The following is a 14,507-nucleotide window of genomic DNA, read 5'->3' as shown; positions in this document are numbered from 1 at the left end:
TCCGGTACGCGCCACGCCGGTCCCGCCGAGCCGCGCGAGCGCCGCTCTCCGTCCCGGTCCCAGCGCGACCGCCGGGACCACCGCATCTTTCCCGGCGGCCGCGCTGGGGCCGCGACCAGGCGACTCGCTCGCGCGGCTGGGCGGGACGGGGTGGATGGTTCGGGGACGTCGGTTACGCGTACCCCGGAAGAACGTTGGTCCGGGCATGCGAAGACGGACCTTGCTGATGGGCGCGGGAGTGGCGTCGGTGGCGGCGGTAGCCGGCGTGCGGATGCGCGCAAGCGGCGGCACGCCGCTGGTGCTGCCGTCGGCGCCGCCGGGTGATGAGCGGGTGGAGCGGCGCGTCTCGGCGGCGCGTGGCCGGGAGGTGGATTTCTACACGGCCGTGCCGGAAGGGTACGGCGACGGGCGTGGGCTGCCGGTCTGCCTGGTCCTGCACGGCGGGTCGAAACGGCCGGCGGACTTCGCCGGCGTCGGCCTGGGACGGTTCCTGACCGATGCGGTACGCCGCGGCAGCACACCGTTCGTGCTGGCCGGCGCCACCGGTGATCGGCTGGCCTGGCAACCGGACGGCGACGACGACCCGCAGCGGATGGTGCGCGAGGAGGTGCCGGCCTGGTGCGCGGAACGCGGCTTCGACGCCGACCGGCTGGCGGCGTGGGGCTGGTCCATGGGCGGGTACGGCGCGCTGCTGCTGGCCGAGACGTTCCCGGGGTTCGTCCGGTCGGTGGCCGCCTTCTCGCCGGCGGTCGCGCCCGGTGATGCGGTCTTCAACGGTGTGGCCCGGCTGGCCGGCACGCCGGTCGGCCTGTGGTGCGGCCGGGACGACGACCTCTACCCGCACGTCCGGGACCTGCACGAGGTGCTTCCGGGTGGCCCGGCGGCCGGCGGTTACCGGGACGGGCGGCACGACTTCGGCTACTGGGGTACCGAGGTTCCGGCCGCGTTCGGCTTCGTCGCGACCACGTTGAGCTGAGTACCCCAGCGGGCGAACTGGGCGTGCGCCTGGCGTTCGCCGCGGGCCAGCAGCAGCTTGCGGCCGCCGGGCAGCCGGCCCAGGCCCTGGCTCATCAGCAGGTTCGCGGCGACGCGGGTGAGGCCGTACCAGGGCGGCCGGTACGGCAACCGGAGGTCGCGCATCGCGGCCCGGCCGAGCAGCCAGGAGCTCACCGACAGTGCTCGCTCGCGCTCGTAGATCCGCCGCCGGCGGCTGGTCGCCAGCTCGTCGGTCATGTCGATGAGCGCTCGGGCCAGCGCGACGCTGTTGTCGTCCGGCGGCGGGTCGTACGACAGGAAGTGGTAGAGCAGGCGGCGGCCGCGACGCTCGGTGTGCGGCAGCCATTGTTCGTCGACGCCCATCAGCCAGCCGATGTAGGACCACAGGTGCATCACCGCGCGGGAGTCGGCTCGGGACACGCGTACCCCGAGCAGGCGCAGGTGCAGCAGGAAGCTGGTGCTGAAGACGCCCAGGGTGCTGGCCTGGTCGTACTGGTTGATCGGTACGCCGCGCCGGGCCCACTCCCAGGAGGGGTCGGCCTCGAGCTTGGCGTTTACCAGGGCGTGCATCACGCGTACGTGCACGCACAGGCGGAAGCCCTCCCCGCCCGGGGCCAGCCCACCAGGCGCGGTCACCTCGCGCCACCAGATCGAGGTCTCCTGGATCCGGCGCAGGGTCTCGCCGCCGGTCAGCCGCCCGGTACGCACCAGCGGCTCCAACGCGGCCCCGGTGCGGTAGCCGCCGAGCAGTGATCCGTAGGCCAGGACCAGCCCGGCGTCCATCCCGAACGTGCGGCACGCCTCCGCGCCGCGGGCGAGCAGCCGGTCGTCCACCCACGCGGGCCGGTCCAGAACCACGTCGAAGAAGGCCCGCAGCGGCTCCGGCGCGCTCTCGGACGGCCCGGCGGCGAGAGCTCGATGCAGGTCGCTCGCCTTCATCGCCTTCACGAGTGCGGCAGCCGGCTCGTCGCGGCGGTTCAGGCCGTCCCGCAGTGCCGCCAGTTCCTCCTCCGTCGGCTGCGCCCCGGCACCGGCGACCAGCCGCAGCGGCCGGGCAGCCCGCTCACCCCAGTCCCGGTCGGCGCCGAACCGGCTCGGCGGGCCGCCCCAGAGACAGTCCTCACTGGACATCCGCTCACCGCCTTCGTCGCCTCTGCTGCGAACTTACCCGTGCCTGCCTGAGCGGCTACCCAGCGACGAAGGCGAAGACAGCGACGAGCAGGCCGAGCAGGCCGGTCGCAGTCGCGACGGCGGCCCACATACGAGAGCGTCGCGCGTCGCTATCGGCAATCGTGATCGAACGAGCTCGGAACCCCGCGGCGCGGACCGCCAGATCGATCTCGCTCGCCTGGCCGTCGACCAGCAGTGTGAAGGTCAGCGCGTCCCCAGGATTGATGACCTGCGCCTTGAGCTTGACGGTCGACTCGGTGACCTCGTCCGGCTCGACCTTTTGAGCACGCTTGCCGCCTTGGTTGAGGAAGGTGACCTCTACGGCCAGGATCTTGGCCGGTGTCACGTCGAGCCTCGGCGGCTCATCGTTGTCGTCCTTCTTCAGCTCGACTTTTCCGCTGTTCGTCAGACGCACGACGATCAGCCGCGGTTCGTCGACGGAGTTTTTCCGCCAGTTGACCTGCAGGTCGGCCCACTCACCCCGGCCCGCTTCGGGCACGAGTGCGGTATTCGACAAGACGGACCAGGTCAGTACCTTCGCCTTGCCGTGGCGGAATTGAAAGATCGCGAAGCCGAAACTGGCGAGGGCGATGGTGGCGGCGGCAATAGCGACGTAAACAGCTGGCGTCACGGCTGAACCTCTATCGACGGTTAGTTGCCAGAGAGTGCACCGAGAAGGCCGGTCACCACGGCGAGGACACCGAAGACGAGCAGGAAGATCGTCGGCAGCCGGAAGCGGGGGCCGCCGGCGGTCGGCTCACCCGGTTTTGGCTCGAGCTCGAAGTTCGTTGCGGAGAGATAAGCCTTCGGCGATGCCTTGCATCCGTCCGTCAAGACTTTGAAGACGATGCCGGCTCCCTTGTTGACGAGGCGTTTGGGCGCCCCGATCTCGTGATCGGTCCTCGCTATGTCCTTGTCCTCGTAGAAGTCCGGCTCGTCAGTGGGCGAGACCAGCAGAGCCACCGTGTAGGCGACGATTTCGCCGTCTGGAAACTTCACTTTGATGGGCTGGTCGATGAATGTTGATTCCAACGCCTCCAGTCCCACGTTCCAGAACGTGATGGTGAAGAGCTTCGGCGCTTCGAGCTTTTGTCCCTTGTACGTCACGCCCAGTTCGGCGAACCCGGTGTTATCGGGCAGGAGCGAAGTCTCATCGATGTCGTACTGGATTAGCCGCTTCCGAACCTTGGCCCTCTTGAACGGTTTGAAAGCCAAGCTTGACGCAGCGACCGCACCGCTGGCGATCGATACGTAGCTGGTGACTTCCATCGACTCATCGCCCCAATCTGGGATGGATGGCGCTGCCAGGAGTAAGTGAGCACATGTGCACGAAGTGCAACCACCCGGAGTAGGGCGCGCGGCCAGTAACCGACCTGAGAGCCTATGCGGTTTGGTTTGCTGATTCCGCACGAAGACATGGTTATCTACGTGGAATCTCTACCTTGATGGAACGAACACTTTGTCCGTGGCGTGTCGCTCGCCATCTGATGCAACTATCTGCTATCAGCTACGTAGCAGATAGCTACCCATCGTCCGTCACTGCGGCGCCTGCCCGCGACACGCCGTAGCCCTGGACGGCGAACATCGCAGATCGCTTCCGTAGACCGTGGGGCAGTGCACGCAGGTGCAGAGTGTGGACATTGACGCCGCCTCCTGAGCTGTTGTGGAGGTTGTACCACCTAAGGCAAGTGCCGCCTGTGAGGTGCTTTCTACCGCAGCCCGGTTGTGACGAGAACCGCGGGGTCGCCCGTGGCCGGCCGGATCGAAGCACGACAGCAACATAGCAGTCAAACCTACTGGTCAAGGCGGTAGACGCGTCCACCCTGGTCGATACCGACACTTGCACATAGTCGCCAATGACTACCGCTCGGGGTCGCAGATGGTCAGTCACCGAGTTCCCGCACTTGCTCGTCCCCGGCCTGCTGCAGACGAGGGCATACGCGCGCGCAACGGCGCCACACGACATGTCCAAATCTCGAACCCAGAGAACCTAGATCGACGGCAGATCGATCTCACGGTTCGCACGGATGGCCTGTAACGCGTTCAACGTCGCGATATGCCTCTCGCCCAGCACGCGCCGGTACCGGACCATCGCATCGGACAGAATCTTGTCGCCTTCACTGACCCGGCCGAGCGCACGCAGATCGAGCGACAGGTTGACCGCGCACGCCAGCGTCGACGGATGCTCGATGCCCCACACCCGCTCCAGTCTGATCAACGTGTCCGTGTCCTGCTCGTACGCACTCTGAATCTCATCGAGCGCGAAACGGTCGCTCGCCAGATTCACCGCACACGCCAGGGTCATCGGGTGGTCCGGGCCGAGCCGTGCGGACAGCGCGTCCAGCGTCGCCTGGTTCGCCTCCCGGGCCTCGCTCAGTTCGCCTTCCAGGCGCTGCACGACTGCGAGGTTGACGCGTGCCGCCAAGGTGTACGGATGCCGCTCGCCGAAGCTGCGCCGGAAACGTTCGACCGTGGCGTCCGTCAGGCTCCGCGCCGCCTCCAGCTCGCCGGCGCAGCGCAGGTCGACGGAGAAGCTCAATGCCGCGACCATCGTGTCCGGGTGGTCGTCGCCGTAACGGCGGTAGAACCGCTCCAGAGTCTCCTTCGCGAGCCGGTAGGCAGTCTGGTGGTCACCGGCCGCGCGATGCGCCACGGCGAGGTTGCGAGCCGTGCGCAGAGCGGCGGGGTTGTCCGCGCCGAACTCTTCCACGCAACGGCGATACGCCTCCTGCTGCAACATGCGTGCACCGAGGTAGTCACCGCACTCGCGCTTGTCGGTGGCCAGCGCGTCAAGCGTGAGGAGTGTCGGCTCGGCCTCAGCGCCCAGCACTTCGGACTGCCGCCGATATGTGTCCTCGTCGAGCATCGCGGCCTGCCGGAAGTCGCCCATCAACCGCAGGCTGGAGGCCAGGCTGTAGGCGAATTTCAGCGTCGCCGGATCGTCCTCGCCGAAGGCCCGCCGGCTGACGGCGAGCACCTGTTCGTCGATTTCCCGGGCCTCCGCGAACTCACCACGGATCCGCAGGTCGGCCGCGACGAGCGTGGACTTCGCGTCGAGAGTGCCCTCGTCCTCGGCGCCAAGCGTGTCTTCGTACAGGTCGAGGGTCCGCCGGGACAACTCGGCCGCATCCCGGTAGCGACCCATGACCCGGCGGATGAAGCCCAGGTAGGTCGCCAGACGCAGGGTGTACGGATCGGCTTCTCCGAGATCATCGAGCCGGTGCCGGTAGGCGTCGCTGACGAGACTTTCGCAGCCTTCGTAGTCGCCCCAGTGGTAAAGGAACTCCGCCATGCCGAAGACGAGTTCGCGGACGGGCGCCTCGGTGGACTCCACCGCCCGGGAAACGATCACGTGTGGAAGGAGCGCCTGGTATCGGGTCCACCGCTCGGGCCGGCTCGGACTTCCCGGGTTGCCGTTGGCGAGCAGCACATGTGCCCCTCGGCGCATCAGCGCGCGCCGCTGGAGGTCCATCCGGCCGACGACCACGGCCTGCACGAGGCGGTGAATCTGCAGGGTGCCCCGTCGATGGTCCATCTTCGCCAAGGCGTACCGCTGGATGTCACGCAGGGCGCGGCCAAGCCGGAACGGGTCCGCCAACGCCGCGTCCAGCTCGTCGGTGATCGGTACGGAGGGTGCACCGACGAAGAGCTCGCGCGGTATCGGCTGGGGTGCGAAGAACGCGCAGATCTGCAAGAGGTCAAGAGCCGCCTGGTTGATCGACGCCAACCGCTCCAGGGCCATTTCCCACGCCGCGGCTACCGAACGCTCGTAGTTCGGCGACGGCTCGGCGTCCAGCAACTCCATCCGTTTGTGGTCCAGGAGTGCGAGGTATTCGTCGACGGGCATCCCGGTGACCGCCATCCACGCCGCGGCCTGCTCCACTGCCAGCGGCAGGTCGCCCAGTGCTTCCGCCAGCCGGTCGGCGTCCGACGCCGACAGCACGGGGGTCCGGGCGGTCAGAAACTGCACGCTCTCCGCCCGCGTGAAGACGTCCACCTCGAGGGCGTGCGCGACGAGCGCCCACTCGGGGTTACGCGCGGTGACGAGGATCTTGCCGGTGCCGCCGGTAGGGAAGAACGCCCGGACGTCGCCGACGTCCTCCGCGTTGTCGAAAACGAGCAGCCAGCGATCGTACGGCGTCGCGCCGGTGCTCAACGCCTCGCGGACGGCCGGAACGGACGAGTTGGCTTCGGGGCTCACATCAAGTCGCAGTCGCTGTGCCAGCGCCGTGAGCGACGCCAGAATCTGCCCGTGCTGCTCTGCTGGAATCCACCACACCAGGTCGTACTCGCCGCTGTGCCGGTGGATGTATTCGATCGCCAACTGGGTCTTGCCGACCCCGCCCATGCCATGTAGTGCGTTCGGGAGAACCGCCGTCACCTGGCCGGTGAGCGAGTCGTGCAGGGCCTCGAGCAGGTCCAGCCGGCCGGTGAAACTCGGGTTGCGTGCGGGCACATCGCCCCAGACCTGGGGCAATTCACGGCGGCCGGCCGGTGAGGTGGTCGTAGCCCTCGGCCGCAGGTCGATTTGCGCGCTCATCGCATCAGAGTCGGCATAGCTTGGTTCGAGGACGAGCTCGCTCTCGCCGATCAGCGACTCGACCGCGGACTGCGTTTGCGGCACCGCGTCGTCTGGAAGATCCAGATAGCGCACCACCCGATCCACCCAGTGCTCCAGTTCCGTGGCGATCGGCCCGGTGGTCTGCTTCGCCACATGGCTCACCAGCCGCACCGCCGGCGGCGTGCCGCTCTGGTCCGGGGCCAGGGCAACCAGCTGTCGGTATACGTCGACCACGTCGTCCGCCTCGCCGACGCCGGTCGCGGATAGTTGATCGCTCAGCCCGATCCACGTCGCCCTCGGCACCGCGTCGGCGAGGCGCCGGAGCAGGTCGGCCGCCGCGGTGACCTCGGCCTCGGGCAGCAGGCTCTCCAAGCTGGCGCGCTCCACAAGCTGACGGACCCGGCGCGTGGCGGCCTGCTCCGGCGCCATCACCTCGAGCGCGGATGCCAATGCCCGCAGGCCACCACGCGTCTCCATACAGGCGATCACGATCTCGACAACGTGCAAGCGGGGCTCGCTGCGCTCGACCGCCCCCCTGAAGTCGGCCGCGTCACGACTCATCAGGTTGACCAGGAGCCGGCGGTCGGAAAGCGCACCGATGAACGGCAGGTCCAGCAGTTCGGTGATCAATGCCTGTCGAAGCTCGCCGGTCGCACCCCGTCTGCCCTTGACCGGCGTCGGGGCCGCCTCGGCGGCCGACGGCGAGCAGACCGAAAGCAGCGCGCGTAGGCAGACAGCAGCCGTCATCGCCGCATATGCCTGCCAACGGTCGCCCACTTTGGACTCCGGACCGTAGTCCGCGACGCCGTCCACCACGAACCAACCCACTCCCCGTTGCCACGCGCTCATGGCAGCGGTTGCCGACACGGTGTCGACCGCGATCACGTCCGGCTCCGTCGCGAGTTCGCCGGGCCAGTCGTCCCGCGCCAGCTGGCCGACCGAGGCGAGGGCACCATGGTGAATCGTCGGCGGGTCGGCCGCCGCGGGTCGCGCGAACGCGCCGGCCTGCCCGGTCCGGACCGCCAACGGCCGGCGAAACTCCTGATCGACGAGACCGCCCTGTTCGGCGTCGGCCAGATAAGCGGCCGCCTCGTGCAACTCCTTGGACAGACCGCCGATCGTGCGCGCCGCCCCGCGGCTCCGGCCGGCCGGAGCCCGCGCTGGGAGCTCGACCAGCTTGTTCGCGAGCACGACATCGCCGAGACGGGTGGGACGTTCGGTTCCCCCGACGGCTGCGGGACCAACGGCGGCGACACCGACCACGACGACGCAACGCACCCTCGGAAAGCTGAGCACAAGATCATTGCAGACCGCGGCGAGATCGCCCGCGGCATTTCGCGCGACCGTCGTTGCGGCAACCCGGTGCCGGCGACCAGGGTCGCTGCTCGGCAGGTATCCGACGTGATAAAGGTTGGGCCCGCTGTCCATCTCGACCGTCTCGACGTCTTCCATGACGGCGCTTACGGCAGCCGCCGCAACGGGAAGGGCGGTCAGAATGCCGACGGTCACATCCCCGGCATCATCGGTCGGGCTCGACAGATCCGTCGGCCGGACACCCAGGACCCGGGCCAGGGTGGCGAGCTCGTGGGCCGTCACCGACTTGCGGACCCTCGACTCGATCTTGGCAATCGTGGCTCTGGTCAGGGAGGGAGCCCCAGCACGCACACATTCCTCGGCCAACTGCCGTGCCGACCATCCGCGCTCGACACGAAGACGCTTCACCTGATCCGCGATGACAGCAGTCGAATCGGCCACACGCCCTCCATAGCTCTCCTGCGGAGCATATCTTGTGATCTTGATCTATTGCAGAGCAAACTGGACGGACAGAGCGAACAGTAGCTCGACGGCCAAGCCGTCGCCTACGGCGATTCTGGCAGTTCGGAGGCGGCGATGGCCACGTATGGCACGCGCCATGATCGATGAATGGGCGACCCTCACGGCGGGCGCGCTCGTCTCGCTGTCCGGCTCCGTCGGGCTCTGGATGTGTGTGCGGCAGTACATCAAAGCCCGCAACGAGGCCAATCGGTGGAAGAGCGTGGAACGCCTGGCCGAACGCCACGGGCCGGAAGTGCTGACAGTCCTGCCCAGGCTGGCGCGGGAGCTGCGCGACGACACCCGTCGCATCGACGACGCGAGCGAGAAGGACGAGCCCCAAACGTAGACACACGCGAGGCGCTACTCGAGAGGTCGCCGAGCGCGTACCGAGATCGCCAGGCCATCTCCTGCTGGAGTACAGCGTTGCGGCTAATCCGCGTCCGGCAGCAGGGCGGCGAGATCACCGAACGTGCTTCTGTGGCTACTGATCACCTTCGCCAATGCCCGCCGGAAAGCCGCCACATCGACCTCGTTGAGCCGGCTGCCCTGCTGTTGCGCCAGGGCGGTCTTCTCCTCCGTGGCCGCGACCCAGAGCCGGATCTCCTCCTCCTGAGCGAGGCGCCCCGCCTCCATGATCGCGTCCCGCATCGTGGCCGGCCGCTCGGAAAGCCATTTCGCACTGGCGAGGAGGACGTCGACGCCATGTTGGTGGCGGGTCCAGGAGAGGTACGGCGCGTGCAGCAAATGCTGCTCGGTCATGTAAAAGATGACACTGTTCTCGGCGCCATCGACCAGACCCTGCTTCAGGGCGGACCCGACGTCGTTTGTCGCCAGGGGCACCGCGGTCGCCCCGAGCGCGTTGATCATGTCGATTGACACGATGCTCTGTGGCACCCGGATCCGCAGGCCCTTGAGATCGGCCGGTGTGTGGATCGCCCGCTCCCGGTTGTAGAAGTTGCGGTCCCCGGCGTAGAAGAAGCCGAGCATGACCAGACCGTGCTCGGCCAGGATGGCCGAGCACCGCCGGCCGAAGTCGCCGCGCATACTGTCCAGGCACTGGTCCCGGCCATTGAAGGCGTAAGGCAGGCTCGCCACCCCGAGCCGCTTGTCGTAGGCGGTGAGGTTTGCCAGCAGTGTCTTGCAGAAGGCCAGCTTCCCGGTGCGCAGCATTTCCGCCATGCGCTGCTCGTCGCCCAGCTCGCCGCCGGGTTTCACGGTCACCCGGCACTGGCCCTCGGTCAACTCGGCCACCCGCTCGGCGAAAAACTTTTCGGCGGCGACCATCGGGCTCGTCGGCTGCACCGACTCGCCGAGCAACACGTCCAATGTTTCGGTCGTGGCCGACGGCGACCGGTTGCAACCCGTTGCCAGCCCGGCGCCGGCAGCGCCGACGACCGCCCACACCGACGTCATCAGGGCTCGGCGATTCACATCCTCAAGGTAGTGGAGCCGGCGGCCTCAGACGGCGCTGATCGACATATCGGAGCTTGCCAGCCAGGCGGTCAGCTCGGCCGCCGGGAGGGGCCGGCTGATGTGGTATCCCTGCGCCTCGTGACAGCCGAGGTCGCCGAGGGTACGCAGGGCGGTCTCGGTCTCGACGCCCTCGGCGACGACCCGCAGCCCCAGATTCTTGGCCAGGTCCACGACCGCGCGCACGATGGTCTCGTCCCGGGCGTTCTCGCACATCTTCATCACGAAGCTCCGGTCGATCTTGAGCTCGTGCGGTGGCATGTCCCGCAGATGCGCGATCGAGGAGTAGCCGGTGCCGAAGTCGTCGATCGAGATGTTGACGCCCTGCTCCCGCAGCTCCGTCAGCACCTCTCCGGCGCGCAGCAGGTCGGCGATCACGGCGCTCTCGGTGATCTCCAGGGTCAGCAGCTCCGGCCGTACGCCATGACGCGCGAGCGCCGCGGCGATCGCGCCCGGGAACGTGCCGTCGGTCAGCGACCGGGCCGGGATGTTCACCGAGACCGGCAGCTCGTGACCGAGGGCGCCCCACCTGCCGATCTGGGCCAGCGCCTGGTCGAGCACCACGGCGGTGACCAGGTCGATCAGGCCACTCTCCTCGGCCAGCGGGATGAAGGCGTCCGGACCGAGCAGCCCTCGGGTGGGGTGCTGCCAGCGCACCAGGGCCTCCACGCCGCAGGGCTGACGGGTGGCCACGTCGACCTTGGGCTGGTAGAAGACGACCAGCTCGCCGCACTCGACGCCCTGCCGGAGCTCGCTCTGCAGCGTCAGCCTGCTCGCGTCGCCGCTGTCCAGCGACGGGTCGTAGCCGGACACGCCGCCGTGGCGGCGCTTGGCCGCATACATGGCGACGTCCGCATGCTGCAGCAGCTCGGCAGCGTCGTGGCCGTCGCGCGGGTACGACGCGACCCCGATGCTCGCGTCGATGTCGACCAGGAGGTCGCTCAGCTGGATCGGCCGGCGCAGCGCCGCCAAGATGCGATTTCCGGCCTCCAGCGCCTCCGGGTGGTCCGGTGCCGTCGGGAGGATGAGGGCGAACTCGTCGCCGCCGAGGCGAACCACGACGTCATCGGCCCGGCATCCCTGGTTCAGCCGCTTCGCCACCTCGATCAGCAGTTCGTCTCCGGCGCGATGCCCGAGCGTGTCGTTGACCTCCTTGAACCGGTCGAGGTCGATGAGCAGCAGGCTGAACGGCTCGCCGCTCTGCTGCCCGTGCCGTACCGCGGCGTCGAGCTCGTCATGAAGCTTGGCCCGGTTGCCGAGCCCGGTCAAGGAGTCGTGGGTGGCCTCGTGCAGCCGCTGCTCGGCCTGCCGCTCGGTTCTGCGCTGATAGCCGACGAGCACCGTCGCGCACACCGCGAACAGCACCAGGACAACCAAGATCGTCGCCACCGCGATCCCGTGCAGGACATCGGCACGCGAGTTCACCTCACGCAGGTATTCGGCCAGTTCCCGCTGGTGGTGGTCGCCGATGCCGAGAACGTTGTCGCGCAGTGGCGCGAAGGTCAGCGAGGCGAGATCGGTGTAACCGGCGACGTCCGAGCCGCCTTCGGTGTGCGACATGATGTCGAGGACGATCCGGTTGTAGTTCTCGTAGCCGCCGCGGATGGCGTCCAGCTCCGCCCGATCAACCGCGTTGTTCTGCTGCAACCAGTCCAGATTCGCCCGTGCCGCGCCGAGCGTTTCAGTCAGCTGGGCACGGCGGTACTCGGTGCCCCCGGTCGCCAGATACTCCCGCAGCGCCGCGTCCTCCGCGTTGATCTGCACCGAGATCCCGTTCAGCTTCTGCGTGATCGTCTGGACGCGGCGGACCTCCTCGGTGGTTTCGGCCGTGCCGGTGGAGGCCAGCACAGCCGAGGCGGCCAGGATGACGATGCCCACCGCGGTGCCGGCGATGGCCGACCGGGCCGTCGCGCGGGCCTCCAACAGCCGGCTCCACCGCTTCCGGCCCGCTCGGTCCCTTGCGCCATTCGTCTTCACGCGGTGTCTTTTCGGCCCCGCGACCAGCGACTTGACCCTTCCGGCCGCTCCCCGCCAGCGAGCTCAATCCGAGCCCACGCCTCCCGTTGCGGGAGCCGACGCGACCACGGACGCTTCGCTGGAATTTTGTGGAAGTGCGCCTGCTCGCGCCGGACGTGCTGACAGGTGCCGTGACCGCGGTGAACATCCCGGCGGCCGCTTCGGGCCCCTCAGAAGCAGAGCAGTGAGACCAAAGCCGATCCCGGTGGCTGAGTCGCCGCACGTCGGACCAGCTCAAAGGCTATGTGTGGGCGATACTGGGATCGAACCAGTGACCTCTTCCGTGTCAAGGAAGCGCGCTCCCGCTGCGCCAATCGCCCTTGCAAACCTCTTGCGAGGTGGAGACGGGATTTGAACCCGTGTACACGGCTTTGCAGGCCGTTGCCTCGCCTCTCGGCCACTCCACCGAGTAGGCCGACGCACGGTTGCGCAGCAGCCCTCTCCGAGCGGACGACGGGATTCGAACCCGCGACCCTCACCTTGGCAAGGTGATGCGCTACCAGCTGCGCTACGTCCGCGTGCCACCGGTTATCCGGTAACGGATGAAACCTTAGCCGAGGTCCGGCGCCCATGCCAAAGCGGGGTCTCCCGGGCGGCCCCGCCGAGCCGCTCGGGTGCAGGTCAGTGCGGTTCGCCGAGCAGGCGGCGTACCTCGGCGATCAGCTCGGCCTGGAAGGCCGCCACGCTGCCGTCGACCACGCCGACGCGGTAGTCGGATCCGGTGTCCGGGTGGTCGGCGCGCTGCGCGTCGCGGCGACCGGCCGCGCCGTCGGCGTGACCGTCGGTATACGCCTGCAAAGAATCGTCCATCGGGGCCTCCTCGAGCACGGGCGACAATCTCGCACGTTCCGGGGCCCGCGCGTACCGGCCGTCCGTCGGAGCGGATCTTGCCGGTCCGGGTCGCGGGCGACAGCCGGATGCCAGTGGCCGGACAGCCGTCCCGGGCAGCCTTCCGTTCGAACGTTCCAGTTCAAGGGAGGACGAGATGCAGGGAGTCACCAAGCGTGACGGGATACGAATCGTGTACGAGGTGAACGGCGACGCCGATCGGACCATCGTCCTGCTGCCCGCCTGGATGATCACGAACCGGCGGATGTGGGCGGCACAGGTCGAGGCGCTGGCCCCACGATTCCGGACGGTGACGTTCGACGCTCGCGGCAGCGGTGAGTCGGACCGGCCGCTGGATCCGGCCGCGTACGACCCGGCCGAGCTGGTCCAGGACCTGACAGCCGTGCTGGACGCCACCGGGACCGGGGAAGCGCTGCTGGTCGGCAATTCCCTCGGTGGCCTGGTCGGCTGTCTGGCCGCGGCCGGGAACCCGGACCGGGTGGCCGGGCTGGCCCTGATCGGGCCGACGGTCGACGTGACAGGTGTCCGCCCGAGCCCGCTACAGCTCGCGATGGCCCGGTTCGACGACGAGCTCGGGAGTGACCAGGGTTGGGCGCGGTACAACCGGCACGCCTGGGACCGGGATTTTCCGGGCTTTGTCGAATGGTTCGTCACGACCGCGCTCGGCGCCGAGGGCACGGCCGAGACGCGGGCCGAGGGAATCTCGTGGGGCCTGGACAACTCTCCGGAGGTACTGGCGGCCACGGTGGCAGCGCGGTCGCGGACCGGGCTGGCCGAGCAGGCGGCTCAAATGCGTCAGGTGGTCCGCGCGATCCGCTGCCCGGCGCTGGTGCTGACCGGCGACGCCGACCGGATCTGCCCGCCGTACTGGAGCCGCACGCTCGCCGCGACGATGGGCGCACGGTACGTGGAGGTTTCCGGCGGGCACTGTACGCACGTGACCCGGCCGGCCGAGATCGCGGAGCTGATCAGCTCATTCGCGGCGGAGGTGTGGCGATGACGACGGCGAATCCGGTCCGGGGCCGGTTCAACTCGGCGGTGCTCCGGGGCGCCGACGGTTACGGTCACTGGCTGTTCGGTGCCCGCAAGCGGGGGCTGTTCGCGGACCTGCCGGAGACGGTGGTCGAAATCGGTCCGGGTACCGGCGCCAACCTGCGCTACTACCGGCCCGGGACCAAGCTGATCGCGGTGGAGCCGAACCCGTACATGCATATCCCGCTCATGACCGCCGCCCGCCGGCACGAGATCGCCGTGGATCTGCGCCCGGAGGGCGCGGAGCGGATCGGGCTGCCGGACGGCAGCGCCGACGCGGTGGTGAGCACGCTGGTGCTCTGCACGGTCCCGGACCCGGCCGCGGCGATCCGCGAAATCATGCGGATCTTGCGGCCGGGTGGGCGGTTGCTCTTCATCGAGCACGTCCGGGCCGACGACCATGCCGGGTACGCCGTGACGCAGCGTCTCCTGGCCCGCCCGTGGCGCTGGCTGTTCGAAGGTTGCGACGTGCTCCGCGACACCGAGTCGGAATTACGGGCGGCCGGCTTCCGGGAACTGCACGTGGACCGCTACCGCGCGCCCTCACTGCTGCTTCCCATCAACCCGCAGATCGCCGGGTGGGCCGTACGGTAGACGG

General features: G+C 68.6%; 11 protein-coding genes and 3 tRNA genes. 4 read left to right on the top strand and 10 right to left on the bottom strand.

Annotation, left to right across the window (positions count from 1 at the left end; translation table 11 throughout):
* Window positions 1-205: 205 nt before the first annotated feature.
* On the top strand, window positions 206-976 hold the full coding sequence (locus I4J89_RS01425; RefSeq protein ID WP_230858158.1) for an alpha/beta hydrolase: 771 nt from the start codon (window positions 206-208) through the stop codon (window positions 974-976).
* On the opposite strand, the gene I4J89_RS01420 is transcribed toward I4J89_RS01425, so the two are convergent.
* The 4 genes from I4J89_RS01420 to fxsT all read right to left on the bottom strand — a co-directional run bounded on the left by I4J89_RS01420 (window position 919) and on the right by fxsT (window position 8,482).
* Entirely contained in the window at window positions 919-2,127 is a 1,209-nt protein-coding gene (locus tag I4J89_RS01420) for an oxygenase MpaB family protein (protein ID WP_196411936.1), read from the bottom strand. The two genes, I4J89_RS01425 and I4J89_RS01420, sit on opposite strands and share 58 nt — an antisense overlap.
* A 55-nt stretch (window positions 2,128-2,182) precedes the next feature.
* Window positions 2,183-2,797 carry a hypothetical protein gene (locus tag I4J89_RS01415; RefSeq protein ID WP_196411935.1) on the bottom strand — a complete coding sequence of 205 codons (615 nt, stop codon included), beginning with the start codon at window positions 2,795-2,797 and terminating at the stop codon, window positions 2,183-2,185.
* A gap of 20 nt (window positions 2,798-2,817) precedes the next feature.
* Window positions 2,818-3,435 carry a hypothetical protein gene (locus I4J89_RS01410; RefSeq protein ID WP_196411934.1) on the bottom strand — a complete coding sequence of 206 codons (618 nt, stop codon included), beginning with the start codon at window positions 3,433-3,435 and terminating at the stop codon, window positions 2,818-2,820.
* Between the two features lie 721 nt (window positions 3,436-4,156).
* Window positions 4,157-8,482: an FxSxx-COOH system tetratricopeptide repeat protein gene (fxsT, locus tag I4J89_RS51360; protein ID WP_196411933.1), complete on the bottom strand. Its 4,326-nt coding sequence runs from the start codon at window positions 8,480-8,482 to the stop codon at window positions 4,157-4,159.
* 157 nt (window positions 8,483-8,639) lie between these two features.
* Between fxsT and I4J89_RS01400 the strand changes: the two genes are divergently transcribed.
* Window positions 8,640-8,888: a hypothetical protein gene (locus I4J89_RS01400; RefSeq protein ID WP_196411932.1), complete on the top strand. Its 249-nt coding sequence runs from the start codon at window positions 8,640-8,642 to the stop codon at window positions 8,886-8,888.
* 83 nt (window positions 8,889-8,971) lie between these two features.
* On the opposite strand, the gene dctP is transcribed toward I4J89_RS01400, so the two are convergent.
* The 6 genes from dctP to I4J89_RS01370 form a co-directional block, all read right to left on the bottom strand.
* Window positions 8,972-9,946 carry a TRAP transporter substrate-binding protein DctP gene (dctP, locus tag I4J89_RS01395; RefSeq protein WP_196411931.1) on the bottom strand — a complete coding sequence of 325 codons (975 nt, stop codon included), beginning with the start codon at window positions 9,944-9,946 and terminating at the stop codon, window positions 8,972-8,974.
* Window positions 9,947-10,000: 54 nt separating this feature from the next.
* Window positions 10,001-11,935, bottom strand: a complete 1,935-nt coding sequence (locus I4J89_RS01390; RefSeq protein ID WP_196411930.1) for a putative bifunctional diguanylate cyclase/phosphodiesterase — start codon at window positions 11,933-11,935, stop codon at window positions 10,001-10,003.
* Between the two features lie 341 nt (window positions 11,936-12,276).
* Window positions 12,277-12,348 (bottom strand) — tRNA-Val (locus I4J89_RS01385).
* A 16-nt stretch (window positions 12,349-12,364) separates the two neighbouring features.
* Window positions 12,365-12,435 (bottom strand) — tRNA-Cys (locus tag I4J89_RS01380).
* Between the two features lie 38 nt (window positions 12,436-12,473).
* Window positions 12,474-12,546 (bottom strand) — tRNA-Gly (locus I4J89_RS01375).
* A gap of 103 nt (window positions 12,547-12,649) precedes the next feature.
* Window positions 12,650-12,838, bottom strand: a complete 189-nt coding sequence (locus tag I4J89_RS01370) for a hypothetical protein (protein WP_196411929.1) — start codon at window positions 12,836-12,838, stop codon at window positions 12,650-12,652.
* 175 nt (window positions 12,839-13,013) lie between these two features.
* Here I4J89_RS01370 and I4J89_RS01365 point away from each other — a divergent pair, with 175 nt between their 5' ends.
* Both I4J89_RS01365 and I4J89_RS01360 read left to right on the top strand, forming a co-directional pair.
* Window positions 13,014-13,877 carry an alpha/beta fold hydrolase gene (locus I4J89_RS01365; RefSeq protein ID WP_196411928.1) on the top strand — a complete coding sequence of 288 codons (864 nt, stop codon included), beginning with the start codon at window positions 13,014-13,016 and terminating at the stop codon, window positions 13,875-13,877.
* Window positions 13,874-14,503 (top strand): class I SAM-dependent methyltransferase, encoded by a 630-nt coding sequence (locus tag I4J89_RS01360; protein WP_196411927.1) that lies wholly within the window; start codon window positions 13,874-13,876, stop codon window positions 14,501-14,503. The genes I4J89_RS01365 and I4J89_RS01360 overlap by 4 nt, the downstream gene beginning before the upstream one ends.
* The last annotated feature ends 4 nt before the right edge of the window (window positions 14,504-14,507 follow it).

It is taken from the genome of Actinoplanes aureus (genome assembly GCF_015704865.1).
GTDB lineage: Bacteria > Actinomycetota > Actinomycetes > Mycobacteriales > Micromonosporaceae > Actinoplanes > Actinoplanes aureus.
The sequence above is the reverse complement of the archived record's forward strand: the minus strand, read 5'-3'. Positions and strand labels throughout refer to the sequence as shown.

Bases quoted from the DNA above. Each gene is read 5' to 3' on its own strand.
- I4J89_RS01425 (WP_230858158.1), top strand. From the start codon at position 206: ATGCGAAGACGGACCTTGCTGATGGGCGCGGGAGTGGCGTCGGTGGCG.
- I4J89_RS01420 (WP_196411936.1), bottom strand. From the start codon at position 2,127: ATGTCCAGTGAGGACTGTCTCTGGGGCGGCCCGCCGAGCCGGTTCGGC.
- I4J89_RS01410 (WP_196411934.1), bottom strand. From the start codon at position 3,435: ATGGAAGTCACCAGCTACGTATCGATCGCCAGCGGTGCGGTCGCTGCG.
- I4J89_RS01400 (WP_196411932.1), top strand. From the start codon at position 8,640: ATGATCGATGAATGGGCGACCCTCACGGCGGGCGCGCTCGTCTCGCTG.
- I4J89_RS01370 (WP_196411929.1), bottom strand. From the start codon at position 12,838: ATGGACGATTCTTTGCAGGCGTATACCGACGGTCACGCCGACGGCGCG.
- I4J89_RS01365 (WP_196411928.1), top strand. From the start codon at position 13,014: ATGCAGGGAGTCACCAAGCGTGACGGGATACGAATCGTGTACGAGGTG.
- I4J89_RS01360 (WP_196411927.1), top strand. From the start codon at position 13,874: ATGACGACGGCGAATCCGGTCCGGGGCCGGTTCAACTCGGCGGTGCTC.